We start from the raw sequence: 19,261 nt of genomic DNA on the forward strand, positions 1-19,261 counted from the left end.
AATCCGCGCGCCGCAACGAACCGCTCACGCGACGCCTTTCGATTCTCGCAGCTTTCGCCGCGAGAGGCGCGCTCATGCCGCCGGGCCGGATTCGCCGAAACAGCGACACTGCGACGGCCTGCGGCACACAGTTGATCACGAGCACGTCATGTGCGGGTCATCAAGTCCTGGTCCGATCACATCGTCGTATCCGACTCCGAGACGAGGTAGCGCCTTGCCGTTGACCAAGCCCACCCGGCTGAGCATCATCGCCGCACTCGCCACCACCTGTATGGCGATCCCCTTCCCGGCCGCGGCACAGCCCGCGGCCACCCCGCCGCTGCGGGTGCTGACCTACAACGCCTTCCTGTTCAGCAAGACCCTCTATCCCAACTGGGGCCAGGACCATCGCGCGGCCGAGATCCCGAAAGGCGGCTTCTTCCAGGGCAACGACGTCGTCGTGCTGCAGGAGGCGTTCGACAACGGCGCGTCCGACGCGCTGAAATCCGCTGCGGCGGGCGCGTATCCGCACCAGACGCCGGTGGTCGGCCGGTCGCGGGATGGCTGGGACGCCACGAGCGGTCAGTATTCGGCCACGACGCCGGAGGACGGCGGCGTCACCATCCTGAGCAAGTGGCCGATCCTGCGCAAGGAGCAGTTCGTCTTCGCCGACGCCTGCGGGGCCGACTGGTGGTCCAACAAGGGATTCGCCTACGTGGTGCTGTCGGTGAACGGCAGCAAGGTGCACGTGGTCGGCACCCACACGCAGTCGACCGACCCCGGCTGCGGGGCAGGGGAAGCCGCCCGCGATCGTTCTTTACAGTTCAAGGCGATCGACGCGTTTCTCGACGGCAAGAACATTCCCGCGACCGAGCAGGTGCTGGTCGCCGGCGATATGAATGTCGACTCCCGCTCCGCCGAGTACGGCTCGATGCTCGCCGACGCCGGATTGGTGGCCGCCGACTCGCGCACCGGACACCAGTACTCCTTCGACACCCAGGTCAACTCGATCGCGCACGACCGCTACCCGAACGACCCGCGCGAGGACCTCGACTACGTCCTGCATCGCGCGGGCCACGCCAAACCGTCCACCTGGCAGAATCACGTCGTCGTCGAGTCGTGTCCGCCCTGGACGGTGACCAGTCAGGGGCGGGACTACACCTACACCAATCTGTCGGATCACTACCCGGTGACCGGTAGCGCCTGAGCCGGCCCGCTCGTGCCCGCGCACCTGCGGGCACGGGCGGATTGCCGCTTTGGCGAACGATTTTCGGCTCGATCCGCTAGTTTGCTTGCTATGCGGTCACGTTGGGGTGCTCTACTAGCCATTGCCGTCTTGTCGTCGATCGGCCCGGTCGTCGGCGCCACCACGGCCACGGCGGGCCCGCCCGTGGTGACGTGCGCGTTCACGCCGACCGCACCGGACAACCCGGCCGCCCGCCCGGTGGCGCCGCCGCTGCCGGTCGCCCTCGGCATCGGCACCGTCGACGTCACGTTCCACTTCAACTACGGCCCGGTCACCATCCGGCTCGACCGGGCAGGCGCCGCACCGTGCGCGGTGCAGAACATGACAAGCCTGGTGGCGCAACGCTTCTACGATCAGAGCCAGTGCTGGCGGCTGACCGACAGCGCCCGCCTCGGCGTGCTGCAATGCGGCGATATCTTCGAAGTCGAGAAGGGCGGACCCGGCTACCAGTTCCCGGACGAGGTGGACGGTACCGAAACCTATCCGCGCGGGACCGTGGCAATGGGCAACCAGGGCCCAGGCACCAATGGCAGTGAATTCTTCATCGTCCATTCGTTCGCCAATATTCCCGCGAACTACTCGGTACTCGGCCAGGTCGTGCGGGGCATGGACGTCCTCGACCGTATGGTCGCGGCGGGAATCACGCCGACCGAACGCGGACCACGCGACGGAGTTCCGGCCGAGCCGGTCGTGATCACCAGCGCCGCGCTTTCCTGAACCGAAGAGCCGCCCCACTTTCGACGCCGAGCGGCCGACCGGTCCCCGGGCTAGACGCCGGCCGCCACCTTCTTACTCGACTTCTTCGCGGTCTTCTTGGCGGGTTCGACGAACGTGGGCACGGCGGGCTTCTTCGCACTCGCGGGCGCCTGCTCCGCGACGACCTCCGCGACGGCCGGGGCCTGCGGCGCTTCGTGCGCGGCCCGGTAGGCGGCGGTGACCTCGGCCGAGATCCGGCCGCGTGTCGAGACCCGGTGTCCATTCTCGGCCGCCCAGGTGCGGATGGCGGCGAGCTGACCGTCACCGGAGGCGGTCCTGGTGCGCGGGGCGGCGCCCGCACGCGCTCCGGCACGACCGGTCTTGCGCGCCTTTTCCGCCCACGGATCGATGAGGGCGCGCAGCTTGGCCGCGTTCGCATAGGAGAGGTCGATTTCGTACATGCGGCCATCGAAACCGAACGAGACCGTTTCATCAGCCGTCGAGCCGTCAAGGTCGTCGATCAACGCCTCGATGATTTGCCTTGCCATTCTTGATTCCCTTCGAGGAAATACGGAGCGGGTCAGCGGCGACGTTAGCACGGCGGATACCGGCGCAGGCAGTTGCATACGCCACCGGACACCGGACTCCCGATCCGGCACAATCGGTTTGGGCGCGATCGAAATGTTCGACTTTGAAAATCCGGCGGTACAGATAGCCGACCCGTATCACCGATCCACGCAATTCGTACGCATTCCCGGCACCGCGCGGCGCCGAATCCGGGTCGCGCCCTACCGGAACGGCGGCTCGTTGAACGTGCGCAGCTTGCGTGAATGCAGCCGGTCACCCTCGGCGCGCAGGAATTCCACCGCGCGGATGCCGATTTGGAGATGCTCGGAGATGGCGCCCTCGTAGAAGCGATTGGCCTGCCCCGGCAGCTTGATCTCGCCGTGCAGCGGCTTGTCCGAGACGCACAGCAGGGTGCCGTAGGGCACGCGGAACCGATAACCCTGGGCCGCGATGGTGGCGCTTTCCATGTCGACGGCAACCGCGCGGCTGAGGTTGAACCGCAGGGCGGACGCGGAATAGCGCAGCTCCCAGTTCCGGTCGTCGGTGGTGACCACGGTGCCGGTGCGCAACCGCTGCTTCACCGCTTCGCCGGGCATGCCGCTGACCGTCTTGGTCGCGTCGTAGAGCGCCCGCTGCACCTCGGCGATGCTCGGAATCGGAATATCCGGCGGCAGTACGGAATCCAGCACATGGTCGTCGCGCAGGTAGGCGTGCGCGAGCACGTAGTCGCCGATCGCCTGGCTTTCCCGCAGCCCGCCGCAGTGCCCGATCATCAGCCAGGCGTGCGGACGCAGCACCGCGAGGTGGTCGCAGATGGTCTTCGCGTTCGACGGACCGACGCCGATGTTCACCAGGGTGATGCCGCGCCGTCCCGGCGCGGTGAGATGCCAGGCGGGCATCTGATGTTTCTTCCATGCGAGATCGGAGATCAGCCCGACGCCCGCGGTCTCGGCGCTGAGCACGGTGCCGCCCGCACAGGAGAGCCGATCGTAGGGGCCGTCCGGGTCGGCGATCTGCTCGGTGGCCCAGCGCACGAACTCGTCTACGTAGCGCGAGTAATTGGTGAACAGCACGAACGACTGGAAGTGCTCGGCGGGTGTCCCCGTGTAGTGCTCCAACCGCGCCAGCGAGAAGTCGGTACGCAGCGCGTCGAAATGGCTGAGCGGGAAGGTCTCGGCGGGGTCGAGGATGCCGTCCGCGGTTTCATCACCGATCGTGGCCAGGTCGGTGGTGGGGAAATGCTTCGCCAGCGCCGCGGCCATCGACCGATCGAGCGCGAGGTCGGCGCGATCGATCACGTACGGAAACGGGATCTCCTGCCGCGACGGCGTCACCTCGATACGCACGTCGTAGTCGTGCTCGATCATGGCCAGCTGCTCGGACAGATAGTGCCGCAGCAGTTCGGGCCGGGTGACGGTGGTGGCGTAGCTGCCGGGCCTGGTGAACCGCCCCCACGCCCGGGAGCGGTTCTTCGGCGGCGCGTCACCGTTCCAGCTGATCCGCAGTTCCGGGTAGGCGAAGGCGCCTGCCGCCCTGGCGGCCTCGTCGGGCAGCGCGCCGTCCTCGACGAAGGCACGCAACGCGGTGCGCAGCGCGCTGACCGACTGCTGGTAGCGACTTTCCAGGCGGTCCAGCGCCTCGGCTCCGGTCAACCCGGCGCCTTCCTGCCTGCCTGGCATGTGTCCTCCCTGCTCACGTTCGCGAAGCCGTCGTGAGGACACCGTATTTCACGCCCGCGAAGCCTTCAAAGCGCGCTGGTGACGGCCGCCTCCCGGCAGCGCGCCGCCATCCGCTTCGCCAGCAGCAGCACCGCCTGCTCGCGCAGCAGTCCGATCCGGCCCGCACAGTTGTCGGCCAAGGCCAGCGCCATGCCGTCGTGCACGCTTTCGGGGTCACTGAGCAGCTCGTCCAGCTCCATGCCCGCCCTGGCCTGCTCGAAGGTGAGCAGGCGCTGCGGCAGCCAGCTGAGGCACCAGGCCTTGTCGCCGTGGTCGGCGGTGCGCGAGGCGTATTCCGGGGTGGTGTCGCTGGTCATCGACCACGCGGTGATGTAGAGGGCCATGTCGAAACTCCTTCTGCGCCCGATCCCGCGGGCTACCAGCCCCCGCCAGGACCACCGGCGGCCGCGAAGCCACCGAGCGCGTCACCGACCCCGCCGAGTCCGCCGAGCGCGTCGCCGAGCCCGCCGAATTCCGCACCGAAGTCACCGAAATCGCCGAAGACGTCGCCGAGCCCGCCGAACGCGTCACCGAGCCCGCCGTAGGCGTCCCCGCCGCCGGTCAGGTCGCCGAGTCCGTCATCGAAGCCGTTGCTCCATGGATCGAACGCGTCACCGCTGTCCTGCGTCGCACTGTCGTCGGCGAAGTCGTCGAAGCCGTTGCTCCATGGATCGAACGCATCGCCGCTGTCTGCTGTCGTGCTGTCTTCTGTCGCGTCGGCATCCTCGCTCCATGGATCACCGAACGTGTCGCCGTCGTCGGAACTTTCGTCCCACGGGTCCGCCGCGGTATCGGATTCGCCCTCGGCCGCATCGTCGTCGCCGAACCAATCATCGTCCTCGTCCGCGGAATCCGAGCCCTCGTCGGTGGTGTCGCCGAAGCCGTCTTCGCCGTCCTCCCACCAGCCGTCCTCGCCGCTCGCCGATTCGTCGTCGCCGCTGCCGGACTCGTCCTGATCGCCGCCGGACGGCTTGTCCTGATCACCGCCGCCGGGTTTTTCGTCACCGCCGCCGGGCTTTTCGTCACCACCTCCCGGCTTCTTCTTGTCACCTCCGCCGGGCTTGTCCTTGTCGCCGCCCGATGGCTTGTCCTTATCACCGCCCGATGGCTTGTCTTTGTCACCACCTGAGGGCTTCCCCTTGTCCTTCTCCTTGTCCTTGCCCTTACCCTTGTCGTCCTTGTCCTTATCCTTGTCGTCTTCCTTGCCGGAGCCGTTCGAGGTGCCGAAATCCTGTGTCCAGTACGGCGTTCCGTTGCTGCTCTTGGCGTAGCCCACCCCGATGTCCTGTAGTCCGCAATCGAGGATGTTCGCCCGGTGCCCCTCGCTGTTCATCCACGCGTCGACGACCTCGGAGGCACTCGTCTGCCCCTCGGCGATGTTCTCGGCCCAGCCCTTGGCCTCGTACCCCGCCGCGCTGATCCGCTCGCCGGGATCACCCTTGGACGAGTTGTGGTCCAGGAAACCGTTGTCCGCCATGTCTTTCGTGTGCGCCTGCGCGGCGTCGGTGAGCTTCTCGTCCGACTTCAGGTCCGCACAGCCTGCCTCGGCCCGTGCGGCGTTGGCCAGGCTGATCACCTGGTCGGCAGGCGACCCCGAATCGGGACTCGCTGCGGCCCTCGCAGTTCCGGCGAGGGTGACGGCGAACGCCGACACCCCGAAAGCGGTGGACAATGTGAGCATGGTCGCGGGCGAAAAGCGGTTCTTCCGCGGTGCGCTGTGCTTCCCCATCGAATGCCTTCTCGTCGCTCGTTGGCCGTGACCTCGCTACACCGGGCCTAGGCGCTGCCGGAGAGCAGGCCGAGCAGCGGGGCGAGCCCGCCGAGGCCGGCGCTGCCACTGCTCGCGCTGCCCGAGACCGCCGAGCTGCCGGTGCTGAGCGCCTTGCCCAGTGGCGCGATCGCCGAGCTACCGGTGTTCAGGCTCTTCGCCAGTCCACTCAGCGCGGCACTGCCGGAGTTCAACAGCTCCAACGGATCCGGCGCCGCCTTCGGCTTGTCCGCGGCGGGCTTCGGCTTGCCTGCGGAGGGCTTCGGCTTGCGCTTCTTCGGCGGTACCGCGTTACGGCTCACCTGACCGGTGTGGTGGCTGACCGTCTGCGCCGCCGCGCCACCGATCCGCTTCGTCGGCGCGGGCGCCGCGTTGTCGACCCGGTGCGTCGCGGTGATCGACGCGTCCGCCGACGCCTGACCCGCACCGCTGTGCGCCGAGACCCCGAGGCCGATCAGCGTGGCCGTCGACAGAATTGCCAATTGCGCCGGAACGTGGTTTTTACGAGGTGCGCTGTGCTTGCCCATGAAATTCTTTCCTTAGGAATGGTCGGTGACACACCGAATCGCCTGTCCGCCAAGGGTTCAGGCTGGTCGCCGCCGAGGTGGATCCGCATGTCGGAACCCGCCGATCGCCATTGGTCGGTGGCCTCGTTCCCGGTTGCACCGGATTGTCGAGCACTGCACCGACAGTAGAACGCCACCCACCCAGCGACGAGATCTACGCCGAATTCTAAAAGCGAGTTGAGGCGCGATTAAAAGGCAATCGGATCAATCACGACACAATCACGGCCGGATCACACCGGATCACGACGCAGGTCGTGGCGGCGGCCCGGCGCACCCAACCACCTTGGGCGACAGCGGCTCTCGCCGGTGCGCCGCGAGACCACCGCGACCGCGCACCGCGGCGACAGCGGCGCTCACACCGAGATCGCGGCGAGGTCGATGCCGCGCAGTGGTGCCGCGGCGACCCCGTGCACCCGCGGTGCCCACACCGCGTGGCCGTGGCCGGACCACAGCGGAGCCAGCGGAAGATCGCGGAGCAGTTGGTTTTCGGCGAGCCGATACAGTTGGGCGCCCTCGTCCGTGGCAGCCGCGGCGTCGGCGGCCGCGAGCAGTTCGGTGAAACCGCCGTCGGTGTATCCGGCCGCACCGGCCAGCGCGGCCAGCACCTCGTGCGGACTGAACGTGTACCACGTGCGCGACACCACGAACGGTCCGTCGACGGGCGCGCGCACCGCATCGTCGCGTTGCCGCGCGGTGGCCTCGACCGCGAGCGCGCCCTGCCATTGCTCGGCCAGCATGCGAACCCAACCCTGCTGCCCGGCAGCGGCATACAGCGTGACCGGCCCGGTGAACGAAACCTGTCCGAGCATCGCCTTCGCCGCGGCCCCGTCGTGGTGACACGGACGGCAGGTGGCCGACCGATCGCCCGGCGCGATGCCGGGCGGCAGCATGGCGTTCGCGGGATCGACCTGGCGCGCCAGCGGGCCCGCGGCCAACGCCGGGCGGTCCACCGCCATGGCGAACGCGAAGCGCGCTGCCGCGTCCTCGAACCGCTTGTCCGGCACCGGGAACGCCAGATAGTCGGCCTCGGGTAGCGGCCACATCACGTGCCGGTCGGCGAAATCGCGGTGCATCGCGTCGTGCCGCGCACCGGGGACCTCCGCGACCAGATCGAGCGTGCCCGCCTGCACTTGGTCGTACTGTGCCGCGGGCGTACCGACCCGCACCTCGATCGCCTCGACCTTGCCCGCGGCCTCGTCGACCCGCACGAGTCGGCCGCCCGACCCCGGCCGCCACGGCGCGGCCAGCCGGAACGGCCCGTTGCCGATCGGCTGCGCGGTGAAACCGGCCCAGTCCCGGGAGGCCAGGACCGAGGCGGGCAACGGGACCAGCGCCTGCGCCGCGAGCACGGCAGGCACCTGGCCGAATGGCCGGTCGAGCACGATACGCACGGTGTAGTCGCTCGGTGCGCTGATCTCCTTCGCGCGCAGCACCTCGGTGAGCGCGGTAGCGCCCGCCCACCGCTCCTCGACCACGGTGCGCCAGGTGTCCACATAGGTTTTCGCGGTCACGGGCGTCCCGTCGTGGAAGCGCCCGTCGGTGCGCAGGGTGATTTCCCAGGTGATCCGGTCCGCGGTGGTGATCGCCGCGGCGGCCCGAGGGGTAGTGCGCCCGGTGGCCGCGTCGTAGTCCACCAGCGGTGTCCACAGCGCGCCGACCAGCAGGCGGCCTGCCTGGTCCCGCACGTCGCCGGGGAGCAGGTTCGCCGGTTCGGTGATGCCGACGGTCAGGACACCGGGCCGCGCCGCTTCGCGCGTTTCGGCGCAGCCGGTACCGCAGACCAGCAGCGCGGTGCACAGGACTGCGAGCGGACCGCACCAGCCCTGCCGCTTCGACACCCGAGCGGCCAGTGCCCTTCGCATCTGTATGGCGAGAAGTACCAGCATCATTCACCCTCCGCCGCGCGAATCACACACCTGCACCAGGCATCATGTGTCGCGCCGCGCGGAAGTTGCTCCCCAGTTGGGCCGTGACGATGTGGGTATCGCGAATTCGTCACGGCGGCACTTACAGTGAGGCTTCCCCGTGGCCGAGCATCCCCGGCCACGGGGGTGATCATTGGCCCGCTGGGAGGTAGTCGTGCGCCGCTGGTTGCTCCGGTCGTCTCTGCTGTTGGTCACCCTCACCGCGACGCTCGCCGCGACCACGGTGCCCGCGATGGCCTGCGGTGCGGAGGAGACGCACGGCAGGCTTGCCGCGCCGACGGGCACGCCCGGCGCGCAGAAGAACGTCAAGGCGGTCGGCAATGTCCCCGACGCACAGGGCGCGATCGCGTTGCAGTTCCTCCAGTACGGCACCCGGGACGTCATGGTCGTCTCGGGCGAGTTCGGGTTGAAAACCTATGACCTGACCGCGAATCCGGCGGCGCCGAAGCTCATCGGCAAGCTGGACCTGCCCGGCATGTGGGAGACCGAGGACACCGAGGTCGACCCGGTGCGCAAGCGCGTCTTCCTCTCCCGCGATCCCCGTGCCTTCGGCGGCAATGTGCGCACGGGTGAGTCCGGCGTCTACATCGTGGATCTGGCGAACCCGGAGAAGCCGGCCGTGCTGAGCTACGTCAAGGTGCCGGCGGGTCACACCACCAGTTGCGTCAACGACTGCCAGTATCTATGGACCGGCGGGCCCGCCAAGGCCGACAGCCAGCCCGCCGAGTGGGGCGGTCGCCCGATCTGGGTCACCGACATCCGAGATCCGCGGCGGCCGAAGGTCTTTCCGCAACCGATCGAGCTGGCGCGCAACGACGGCAAGACCGACTATGTGCACGACGTGCAGATCGATGCGGCCGGCGTCGCCTGGGCCTCTGGCCGCGGCGGCGTGCGCGGCTACTGGACCGAAGGCATGCACAAGGACCCGGTGACCGGCAAGCTCCGCACGGCATCGGCGACCGACCCGGTCCCCTACGCAGGCGGCGGGATCAACGAGACGGCCGCGCCGTCGAGGTTCATGCACAACAGCTTTCGACCGGTCGGCGGCCGGGCGCAGGACGGTGGCGGTGCCGGGCGCTGGGGCGACGGGAACCTGATCTTCGCCACCGAGGAGAGCTTCCTCGACGGCTGTGCCGGTGACGGCGTGCTGGTGATCGCGTCGCTGAAGGGGTCCTACGGCGGCGAGGGCTGGCGGTCCACCCCGCAGAAACCCTATCGACTCGAGACCGTCGGCACCTGGGGCGTCGCGGGCCAGGAGGGCAGCGACCCGGCCTCGGGCGACTGCTCGGCGCACTACTTCGACGTCCGCGGCACGGTGCTGGTGCAGTCGTTCTACGCCCAGGGCACGCGGTTCCTCGATATCAGCGACCCGACCAACCCGAAGCAGATCGCCTACTACCGTCCCGCCGACGCCGCCGCCTGGGCGCCCTACTGGCACCGCGGTTTCGCCTACGTGGCCGACAACAACCGCGGCATCGACATCCTCCAGCTCACCGTCTGAGCGCACCGGCGCACAACGCACAAAAGCCGCCCCGCACACGAAAACGTATGCGGGGCGGCGTAAGTGGGCTCAGCGGTCGATGACCTGGTCGAGCAGGGTCGGCGCGATACCGAGATAGTTCCGCGGCCGTAGCAGCTCGCGGATCTGCTCGGCGTCCAGATGCGCGCTGACCGTCGGCGAGGCGGACAGTACCTCGGCCAGCGACGCGCCGGACTCCTCGGCCTCGAAGGCGGCGGCCTGCAACACCTTCTTCGCCTGCACGCGACCGAGCAGCGGCGTCAGGCGGATGGACAGTCGCTCCGAGACCAGCTGGCCGTGGCTCATGGCGAGGATCTCGCTCATCCGCGCGGTGTCGGCACGCAAACCGTCGGCCAGTTCGGCGGCGGTGTGCGCGCTGCCGCCGACCAGCAGCAGGCATTCCCGCAGCGGCTGCCACTCGGCGTGCCAGGCGCCGGGCGAGCGTTCGTCCTCGGCGAGCATCGCGGTGAACAGCGTGGACGCCAGCGCGGGCACCTGGAGCGAGGCGGACCGGATCATGGTGGCGAGCACGGGATTACGCTTCTGCGGCATCGCCGAGGACTCGCCGCGCCCGGCCGCGGCCGGCTCGTACACCTCCATGACCTCGGTCCTGGCCTGCGAGAGCACGTCGACCGCGAACTTGCCGAGCGCGCCCGAGGTGGTGGCCAGCGCCGCGGCGAGATCGGCGAGCGGGGTCCGGACGCTGTGCCATGGCGCCGCGCTGGCAGTGAGCGAGAGTTCCGCGGCGAACTCCTCGGTCAGCCTGGCATAGATCTGTCCGGGGCTCGCGTCCGCGAGCGGGCCGCCGCTGCGCCGGGCGCACTCCACGTAGGACGCGAAAGTCCCCGCCGCACCGCCCAGTTGAACGGGCAAGCCCTGCGCCCGCAGCTGCCGCAGCCGCGCGGCAGCGGCGAGCAACCCCTGGATCCAGGTGGTGACCCTGGCGCCGAAGGTCGTCGGAACCGCGTGCATGCCAAGGGTTCTCGCGGCGATGACGGTATCGCGATGCTGATCGGCCAGCCGGGACAGCGAGTCGATGCTCGCCTCCACATCCGCGCTGATCACCGTCAGCGCCCGCGCCGCGACCAGCATCGACGCGGTGTCGAAGATGTCCTGACTGGTCGAGCCCCAGTGCACGTGGTCGGCTGCGGCCGGGTCGATTTCGCCGACCACGCGCTGCAACTGCTGCACGAACGACACCACCGGGTTCGCGGCGCCGCGCGCGGCCGTGGCGATCGCGCGGGCATCGAAGCGATGGGCGCCGACCGCCGCGGTGATCTGTCCTACGGCGTCGACCGGAATCAGGCCGAGCCGTGCCTGCGCGCGGGCCAGCGCCAGCTCGACCTCGAGCATCGCCTCGAGCCAGGCATCGTCGGACACCACCGACTCCACCGGCACGCCCGCCCGCACCGGAGCGAGCAGTCCCCTATCGATGACCATCGGCGTAATCCTTTCGCGGCAGCGGGCCTGCCGCTGTCCGATATGCGTCGAGAATGGTGCGCGCGACGCTGTCGCTGTCGGACAGCGTCACCGAGTTCACTCCGGGCCGCGGTCCGGCCGCGGTGACCCAGTGCACGGCCTCGGTGGGCACACCGACGGCGAAGCGGCGCGGATGCGGGCGACCGGTGGCATCGAGCACCGCGTGCGAGTCACGGGCCACCTCTAGCCCCCCGGTGCGGTAGTGACTGCCGTCGGGGTTCGTCAGCGTGAAGCCGCGAATATCCTTCGACCGCAGCAGGTTACGCAGCAGCACGTCGCCGGTGGCCCGCAGGTCCGGCTCGGGCAGTCTGGCGTCGATGAGCACGCTTCCGGTGACCGTCGAGCCCGCCACCATGGGCGAACTCGCGACGAAGCACCCCGCCTCGGCGTCGAGCCGGACCCGCATGCCGGGACCGACGATCCGCACGACGCCCGCTCTGATCAGCGCCGCGAGTTCGGCGATCCGCGCGGTGGGCGGGCCGATCGAGAGGAAGGCGTTCAACGGCGTGTACCAGCCGTCGAGGTCGTCGCGGTAGGACTCGCCGGTGATGCCGCCGTGGTCGACGATCAGCCGGACCTCGTTGCGCAGGTCGCGCAGCACGTCCAGGGTCGCCTTGACCGGGCCGCGCACATTGCCGAGCCGGGCATTGCGCACGTCGGCGTCGAGGTAGTCGACCAGCCAGCGGTGGAATTCGGCGACGTCGCCGAACCGGCGGCCCGCGGTCGGATCACCGAGCAGCTCCCAATCCCAGCGCTGCTGCGGCGTGATCCCGTATTCGTCGAGGATCGACGCGGCCGCCCGCTCGGTCGGCGCCGCGAGATAGCGCGCGCGGAAACCACGCAGTTCGCGCGGGCTGATTCGGTCGTCGATCACCAGCGAGTAGTAGACCGTCTCCACCTCGCGCGCGACCAGCGGCCATACGTCGCGGCGAAACGAGATATCGCCGAAACGATCGGCCCTGCTGCGCAATTCGGCGATCCGCACCGGGTCGAGCAGGGTGGGAATGTGGCGCTCGTCGATGCCCTTCTGGTTCTCCCCGCGCGCGTGGTGCGGCACGCCGCGACGGCAGCCGGCCACGATCAACGGCTCGCGCCCGGACGGAATGTACTCCAGCACCCCGTCCACGTCGGACTGCTTGAAGCGGCCGTCGCGGCCGACCGTCAGCAGGGCCATGTAGTCGAAGAAGGTGAGGCCGAGCCCGCGGATGATGGTGGTCGCGCGCTCCGGGACCTGATCGATGTCGACATCGGCGGCGTTGACCGGGGCGATGTGCAGCAGTCCCAGCTGTCGCACCTGTTCGGCGGGCCAGCCGGGATCGACCGGCTGGCGCGGCGACACGTGGCCCTGCGCGAGCACGACGGCGTCCAGCGACTCGATGCGCTCGCCCGTATTCAGCGTGAGCTCTTGGCGACCCGTCGGGTCGTCACGCAGATCGGTCGCGGTGGCGGTGAGTTCGTGGGTGCGCACCCAGCCCGCGTACCGGTCGCGGATGTGCTCGTAGGCCCAGCGCAGGTAGTAGCCGTAGATGGCGCGGGTGGGATAGGTGTTGGGCGCGGTGCGGCAGGCCTCGGCGTAGAACTCGTCGGGCAGGTCGGCGAAATTGCCGACCTTCGCCAGGAAGCTCGTCCATTCGTAGAGGCTCGGCCCCGGCACCACGGGACCTTCCATCGCGACGCTGTCGTCGGTGAAGATCGTCACCTGGGAGGCGACCGTATTCATCAGCAGATGCCGGGATTGGTCGGTGCGCCAGACCGATCCGGTGCCGACCTTGGTCGAATCGATGAGAAAGATCTCGGTGGCGAAGCGCTCGCCGTTGCGCACGATATTGGCGCAGATCCGCTCGTAGCAGCTCAGCCCGCGCGGGCCGACCCCGACCACCGCGATGCGCAGTGCCTCCGGTGCGCCGGAGCGCTCGGGACGCGGGTATCTTCGCAGCGTCTCGGGAAAGAGCACCACGGCCGAGTGCGCACCGTCGTCGAGATCTTCGCCGCCGGTGGCAGTTGTCAGTTCACGGGTTCCTAGCTGGTGGCTGGACACGGTGTCACCTTCATCAGTTCGCCCTTGGCGATGCGGGTTACAGACACGGACCTGGCCATGTCCTGATACAGCTGTGCGCACAGCGCTAGATGGTCACCTTTTCGGGGCGCGATTCCACTACGGCGTCCGCCTCTTCGCCGCGGGTGTTGACCGTGCGCAGTGCGGTCAGCGCGCCGACCACCGCGAAGATCGCGGCGACCAGCAGCGCGCGCCGGAATCCGGCGGTCGTCGCGTCCAGCGGCAGCGCACCGTGCCCGAGTTCGGTGTTGGTGTGCGAGATGGAGATCGCGGTGAGCACGGCGACACCGATGGCGACACCGAGTTGCTGTGCGGTGCTGAGCAATGCGGCCGCCAGACCCGCCTTGTCCGCGGGCACGCCCGCGTTGGCCGCGGTGGTGTTGGCGACGAACACCGCGGCCGAGCCGGCGGCCGTGATCATCAGGCCGGGCAGCAGATCCGACAGATAAGCTCCGTCGGTCGGGATCTGCGCCAGCAGGAAGATGCCGATGCCGGTGACGATCGAGCCGACGATGATCACCGGGCGGGTTCCGGTGCGCGGCACGATCTTCGTCGTCACACCCGAGACCACCACGATGGTCGCGCTGAACGGCAGGTAGGCCAGGCCGGCCTTGATCTCGCCCCAGCCGAGCACTTCCTGGGTGTAGAGGGTGATGAAGAAGAACAGCGACATCATGCCCGCGGCGACCAGCATCTGCGTGACATCGGCGGCGCCGAGACCACGGATGCGGAAGATCGTCAGCGGCACCAGCGGATTCGAGATCTTGTGCTCGTTGACCACGAACCCGACCAGCAGCGCGGCCGCCGCCGCCAGCACGAGCACCGTGCGGGCACTGCCCCAGCCGTGCTCCGGTGCCTCGACCAGGCCGTAGACCAGGGTCATCAGACCACCGGTGCCGAGCGCGGTGCCCAGGATGTCGAAGCTGCCGCGGATGTCGTTGCGCCGGTCGCTGGGCACCAGCAGCGGCAGCACGATCAGGATCAGGACGCAGACCGGAACGTTGACGTAGAACACCCAGCGCCAGCCGGGCCCCTGGGTGATCAGACCACCGAGCAGCAGCCCGGATGCCGCGCCGAGACCGGCGATGCCTGCCCACACACCGAGCGCGGTACTGCGATCGGTGCCGCTGCGGAAGCTGGTGGTCAGGATCGACAGCGCGGCGGGCAGCATGAGCGCGGCGCCGATGCCCTGGGTGAACCGGGCGCCGATCAGCAGTTCGCTGTTCTGCGCCACACCCGCGGCGGCCGAGGAGATCCCGATGATGGCGGTGCCCGCGATCAGGATGCGACGCCGCCCGAGCAGGTCGGCCAGGCGCCCGCCGAGCAGCATGAGCCCGCCGTAGGTCAGCAGGTAACCGGTGGTGATCCATTGCAGTGTCGACACCGACAGACCCATCTCGCCCTGGATGGCAGGGAGCGCGAGATTGACGATCGAACTGTCGACGAAGTCGAGAAACGCGGCCGTGCACAGCAGCACCAGCGTGAGCTTGCCGCGGCGGGTCGCGAGAAATGACGGTGACTCGGTAGGTGCACTCACTACGCTGTCTCTCTTTCCGGGATGAATGAAGTCGTAATTCGGATATGCGGCCGGGTCACCACTCGACGAGGGTGAGTCCCACCGCCATTCCGCCCCCGAAACCGACGAGCAGAACCTTGTCGCCGGAGCGAATTCCACCCGTGCGTACCGCATTGTCGAGGGTTATCGGTATCGACGCGGCTCCGGTGTTCCCGTAATAGCGAACCGTCGTGTGCATAGTGGCGTTGACCAGGCCGAGTTCCTCCGCGAGTTCAGCCAGCATGACGCCGTTGGCCTGGTGCGGGATCAGGTGCGTGATGTCGTCCGGATTCACCCCGGCGTCGTGCAGGAATTGCTTGACCAGCACCGGCAGCGAGCCGTTGACGAACGCCCGGACACCGCGGCCGTCCATGGTGAAGTACTGCGCGCCGAGTTCGTGCGCGGCCGGGTCGTACGGCCTGCGGCTACCGCCGGCAGGCACCTGGATCAGCGAGGTCATCTCGCCGAAGGTGTGCAGGCCGAACCGGCGCAGCCCGCCGGACTCGGACGGCCCGAGCACCACCGCGCCCGCACCGTCACCGAACAGGACCACCGTGCGGCGGTCGGCCGGGTTGAGGATCCTGGAGTAGACGTCGGCGCCCACGACCAGCCCGTATCCCCCGCCGGCGCGGGCGAGGGCGGCCTCGACGGTGGACAGCGCGAAGACGAAGCCGGAGCACACCGCGTTCACGTCGAACGCCGATGCGCCGCGGGCGCCCAGGCTGTGCTGGACGAACGCGGCGGTGGGTGGTTGCGGATGATCCGGCGTCGAGGTCGCGACCACGATCGCGCTCACCTCGTCCGCGCCGATCCCCGCGGCCGCCAGCGCCGCCGCGGCCGCCCGTGTCGCCAGGTCGGAGCTCGCCTGGTCCGGCAGCGCCCAGCGCCGCTCGCGGATAGCGGTCTTGCGGATGATCCAGGCGCTGTCGACGCCGGCGCCGGACCCGACCTCGTCGTTCGACACGATGCGCTGCGGCAGATAGGACCCGGTGCCGAGCACGGCGATGTTGTTCACGTGCGGTTCCTCCTGGCATGAATGGCGTCGACGGCGGCCGAATATTCGGCCGCGGCGCATCCGCAATAGCACGGCGTGCGCTGGTCCGCGCAGCTGGAATTCGCTGCCGGATATGCTGGTTTCCGCGGCCGTTCCGCGAGATCTTGGCGCATGATGATCCACCGTTGTTTCTGCTCGAATAAAACAGGCACCGGCCGCCGGAGGTGCTATTTCCGGACGGCCGGTGCATCAGGGGTGGCAGGTCAACGAACGGGGGAATTCACTGTCTGCGATTCACTCGGACTCGCCACCACGGGCTTCGGTTCGCTCGACACCACCAGGGTTTTCGATTTCTCCTCCGCTGACGGCGCGGCGCGGCGACGACCGGAGAACCGGGTCATCAAGGGGAGATCGATCCAGTGGTACATGGCCGCACCCGCCACGGTCGAGACGACCATGGACAGCAGCGCCCAGCCCAGCCAGCCCGCCCAGCCGAACTGGTGTCCGCCGATGAACAGCCTGGTGATCAACACCATCACCGGGAACTGGATCAGGTAGAAGGCGAACGAGACGTTGCCGAGCCACACCATCGGCTTGGACGAATTCAATCCGGGAATGCCTTGCAGATCCCGGGCGGCGAGCGTGGCGACCACCGCGGTCATCGGCGCCAGCAGCAGCGCCGACATCTTGTAGTTCACCGGCAGCACCCAGGTGGCCGCGTACGCGAGCACGAGCAGCGCCAGCGGCGGACCCATCTTGACATTGCGCCACCGGCCCTCGAGCACCATCCGGGCCGCGAGCACGCCGAGGAAGAACTCGGGCAGCCGCGACAGGGGGAAGTTGTAACTCAGCCAGTACGACAGCGCGACCGGAATGTCGTCGCGAGCGAACCACGCTGGTGAGGCGTGCAATTCGTACATCGGCGATGCGTCACCGGGCACCAGTCGCGGGGCGAAGGCGTTCTCGATGCCCTTCGGTCCGTCGACGAACAGGAAGTACGCGGTGTGCAACGCGAGGATGAACAGGAACAGCACCACCATCGCCCGCACCAGATGTTCGGTGCGGATCCGCCGGACCAGCGGCAGCACCAGCGGGAAGCTCAGGTAGAACAGCATCTCCGAGGCCAGCGACCAGGACGGCACATTGAGCCCACCGACGGTGGTGGACTTCGGAATCCAGGTGTGCACCAGCAGCAGGTTCGGCACCCAGACCACCAGCCGGTGCAGCGGCACGCTGGCGACCACGATGAAGGCCAGCGCCGCGAACAGATGCGACGGATAGATCTTCAGTACGCGGCGCCAATAGAACCGCAGCACCGAGGCGCCTGGCTTGAACGACCAGTAGATGATGAATCCGGAGAGCACGAAGAAGAACGTGACGCCGGCCGCCCCGAGCTGCATGGGCACGAAGAAGTGGATCTTGCGGAACAGTTCCGATTTCTGGAACGGATAGACCGGAAGAAACACCAGGGCATGAAGGACAAAGACGGCGAATGCCGCCCACCACCTGGCCCCCGTCAGCGACGGCAGGGCCGGGCGGCTTTGCGCGATCTCGGACGACACCGCGGGGTTCGCCCGCGGTGTCGATCGGGTGTCGGTCACGGCGACCTCGTTCTATCGTGTGCTCAGTAGCCGGCCTTGGGATCGAAGCCGGGGTCCGGCAGTTCCGGCGCCGGCTTGGGCGCGGGCTTCGGCGCGGGGGCGGGCGCGGGAGCCGGCTTGGGCGCGGGTGCGGGGGCCGGCTTCGGAGCGGGTGCGGGGGCAGGCGCCGGTTCCGGTGCGGGCGCGGGTGCCGGGGCAGGCGCGGGTTCGGGCGCGGGAGCCGGGGCCGGGGCGGGTTCCGGAGCAGGCGCGGGCGCCTGCGACGAGCTGGCGACCGGCGCAGGCGCCACGGCCGAGGTGCTCGGCGTCGTGGTCGACGAATCGGAGTCGCTGCCGCAGGCCGCGGTCGCGGTCACGATGGCCGCACTACCGAGAACCGCCAGAGCAACACGAATTGGCAGCAGGGTTTTCATCACGTCAACACCTCAATCGGATACATTCGGCGATCAGATACATAGACGGGATCGGTTGCCGGGTAAGGCCTTCCGACCCCGGTTCGACTACTTGCGGGCGGCGGCGGGCTTGGCCGCGCCCGCGGACGCACCACCGGCGGCGGGCTTGGCCCCGCCCTTCGCCGCGGCGGTCTCCTTCGCCTTCCAGGCGGCGGCCTTCGCCTTACCCGCGGCGAACGCCTTGTCCGCCTCGGAGCCCACGTTCTCGCGCGGGACACACACGACGACCGGAATGTCACGGTCGGTGCGGGTCTGGTACACCGCGAAACCGTGGTACGCCTTGACGATTCGCGGCCACAGCTCGGCCTTCTCCTCGGCATCGGCGGTGTGCGCCAGCCACGGCGTGGTGACGCCGTCGATGGTGAGCTCCACCTCGGGCGTGGCGACCAGGTTCTTGTACCACTCGGGATCGCGGTCGTCGCCCTCCTTGGAGGCCACCAGCACTACCCGGCCGGGCTCCATGACCGGCACCCACAGCACGGCGGTGCGCCGCGCCTTCGACTTACGGCCGAGGACATGCAATTCGATGGCGGCCATGCCGAACTGCTTGTTGCCCCACTTGCCGCCGCTGACCTTCAGCATCAGGTGATGAATGTTGCGGATCAGCTTGAGCACCTGGTCGAAGACATAGTTGCGCGGCTTGGCGAGCCAGCCCTGGCGGGTGATCTGCTGCGCCTTGCGCGGCGAGGTGATCGCGACCTCGGCGGTCTTCAGCACGCTGCGGTAGCCGGCCGCCAGCACCGGGAATCCGAAAGTGCGCGTGGCGAAGTCGGCGCCGAACGGAATCGCGGCCTCGGCGGTGGTGGTCAGCACCACCCGGGTACCGCCCGCCACCTCGCTGAAGTTCAGCTCGGCGCCCTGGTGCCGGATGGCAGGGAAGCCGCTCTCGATCACCCAGCCGATTTTGTGCGGGGCGTCGTAGGCGGTGATCCGCTCGGTGTAGCGGCCGAAGAACCAGGTGACCTTGCGGACCGCCCCGACACCGTAGGGCACGTCGGCGGCGGGCTGAATCAGCTTGTTCTGCAACACAGCCTGGGAAGCCGAGTAGTTCTCGGTATCGGCGAACCAGTTGAAGACCTTGTCGATCGGAGCCGCGATGACGCGCTCCACCGTGAGTTTCTGCATTGTCAATCCTGTCGG

General features: G+C 68.7%; 16 protein-coding genes. 3 read left to right on the forward strand and 13 right to left on the reverse strand.

Annotated elements, in window-relative coordinates:
* The first annotated feature begins 214 nt into the window (after nucleotides 1-214).
* A complete protein-coding gene (gene sph / locus F5X71_RS27265) occupies nucleotides 215-1,186 on the forward strand; it encodes a sphingomyelin phosphodiesterase (protein WP_203218220.1) in 972 nt (323 codons plus the stop codon).
* A 129-nt stretch (nucleotides 1,187-1,315) separates the two neighbouring features.
* Nucleotides 1,316-1,942, forward strand: coding sequence for a peptidylprolyl isomerase (locus F5X71_RS27270; RefSeq protein WP_238815499.1), 627 nt, complete (start codon nucleotides 1,316-1,318; stop codon nucleotides 1,940-1,942).
* Nucleotides 1,943-1,992: 50 nt separating this feature from the next.
* Here the strand turns inward: F5X71_RS27270 and F5X71_RS27275 are convergent, their stop codons facing one another.
* The 6 genes from F5X71_RS27275 to F5X71_RS27300 form a co-directional block, all read right to left on the reverse strand.
* Entirely contained in the window at nucleotides 1,993-2,469 is a 477-nt protein-coding gene (locus F5X71_RS27275) for a histone-like nucleoid-structuring protein Lsr2 (protein WP_167464580.1), read from the reverse strand.
* A 240-nt stretch (nucleotides 2,470-2,709) separates the two neighbouring features.
* Complete coding sequence (locus tag F5X71_RS27280) at nucleotides 2,710-4,167, reverse strand: AMP nucleosidase (RefSeq protein WP_167464581.1); 1,458 nt, start codon at nucleotides 4,165-4,167, stop codon at nucleotides 2,710-2,712.
* Between the two features lie 65 nt (nucleotides 4,168-4,232).
* A complete protein-coding gene (locus F5X71_RS27285) occupies nucleotides 4,233-4,550 on the reverse strand; it encodes a hypothetical protein (RefSeq protein ID WP_167464582.1) in 318 nt (105 codons plus the stop codon).
* 32 nt (nucleotides 4,551-4,582) lie between these two features.
* Nucleotides 4,583-5,935 (reverse strand): CAP domain-containing protein, encoded by a 1,353-nt coding sequence (locus F5X71_RS27290; RefSeq protein ID WP_167464583.1) that lies wholly within the window; start codon nucleotides 5,933-5,935, stop codon nucleotides 4,583-4,585.
* A 47-nt stretch (nucleotides 5,936-5,982) separates the two neighbouring features.
* On the reverse strand, nucleotides 5,983-6,501 hold the full coding sequence (locus F5X71_RS27295) for a hypothetical protein (RefSeq protein ID WP_167464584.1): 519 nt from the start codon (nucleotides 6,499-6,501) through the stop codon (nucleotides 5,983-5,985).
* Nucleotides 6,502-6,893: 392 nt separating this feature from the next.
* Entirely contained in the window at nucleotides 6,894-8,429 is a 1,536-nt protein-coding gene (locus tag F5X71_RS27300) for a peptide ABC transporter substrate-binding protein (RefSeq protein ID WP_174817147.1), read from the reverse strand.
* A 190-nt stretch (nucleotides 8,430-8,619) separates the two neighbouring features.
* Between F5X71_RS27300 and F5X71_RS27305 the strand changes: the two genes are divergently transcribed.
* Nucleotides 8,620-9,966 (forward strand): LVIVD repeat-containing protein, encoded by a 1,347-nt coding sequence (locus tag F5X71_RS27305; RefSeq protein ID WP_167464585.1) that lies wholly within the window; start codon nucleotides 8,620-8,622, stop codon nucleotides 9,964-9,966.
* Nucleotides 9,967-10,035: 69 nt separating this feature from the next.
* Here the strand turns inward: F5X71_RS27305 and F5X71_RS27310 are convergent, their stop codons facing one another.
* The 7 genes from F5X71_RS27310 to F5X71_RS37615 form a co-directional block, all read right to left on the reverse strand.
* Nucleotides 10,036-11,424 carry a class-II fumarase/aspartase family protein gene (locus F5X71_RS27310; RefSeq protein WP_167464586.1) on the reverse strand — a complete coding sequence of 463 codons (1,389 nt, stop codon included), beginning with the start codon at nucleotides 11,422-11,424 and terminating at the stop codon, nucleotides 10,036-10,038.
* Nucleotides 11,411-13,501 carry an FAD/NAD(P)-binding protein gene (locus F5X71_RS27315; RefSeq protein ID WP_167464587.1) on the reverse strand — a complete coding sequence of 697 codons (2,091 nt, stop codon included), beginning with the start codon at nucleotides 13,499-13,501 and terminating at the stop codon, nucleotides 11,411-11,413. Before F5X71_RS27315 ends, F5X71_RS27310 begins: the two co-directional genes overlap by 14 nt.
* An 85-nt stretch (nucleotides 13,502-13,586) precedes the next feature.
* Complete coding sequence (locus F5X71_RS27320; RefSeq protein ID WP_167464588.1) at nucleotides 13,587-15,056, reverse strand: MFS transporter; 1,470 nt, start codon at nucleotides 15,054-15,056, stop codon at nucleotides 13,587-13,589.
* Between the two features lie 55 nt (nucleotides 15,057-15,111).
* On the reverse strand, nucleotides 15,112-16,089 hold the full coding sequence (locus tag F5X71_RS27325; protein ID WP_167464589.1) for a 3-oxoacyl-ACP synthase III family protein: 978 nt from the start codon (nucleotides 16,087-16,089) through the stop codon (nucleotides 15,112-15,114).
* A gap of 242 nt (nucleotides 16,090-16,331) precedes the next feature.
* The gene (locus tag F5X71_RS27330) at nucleotides 16,332-17,669 is read right to left on the reverse strand and encodes an acyltransferase family protein (RefSeq protein WP_167464590.1); all 1,338 of its coding nucleotides are present in this window, start codon (nucleotides 17,667-17,669) and stop codon (nucleotides 16,332-16,334) included.
* Between the two features lie 23 nt (nucleotides 17,670-17,692).
* Nucleotides 17,693-18,025, reverse strand: a complete 333-nt coding sequence (locus tag F5X71_RS27335; RefSeq protein WP_194250738.1) for a hypothetical protein — start codon at nucleotides 18,023-18,025, stop codon at nucleotides 17,693-17,695.
* A 144-nt stretch (nucleotides 18,026-18,169) separates the two neighbouring features.
* Nucleotides 18,170-19,246, reverse strand: coding sequence for a nitroreductase/quinone reductase family protein (locus tag F5X71_RS37615; RefSeq protein ID WP_167464591.1), 1,077 nt, complete (start codon nucleotides 19,244-19,246; stop codon nucleotides 18,170-18,172).
* Nucleotides 19,247-19,261: the final 15 nt, after the last annotated feature.

The organism is Nocardia brasiliensis (assembly GCF_011801125.1).
GTDB lineage: Bacteria > Actinomycetota > Actinomycetes > Mycobacteriales > Mycobacteriaceae > Nocardia > Nocardia brasiliensis_C.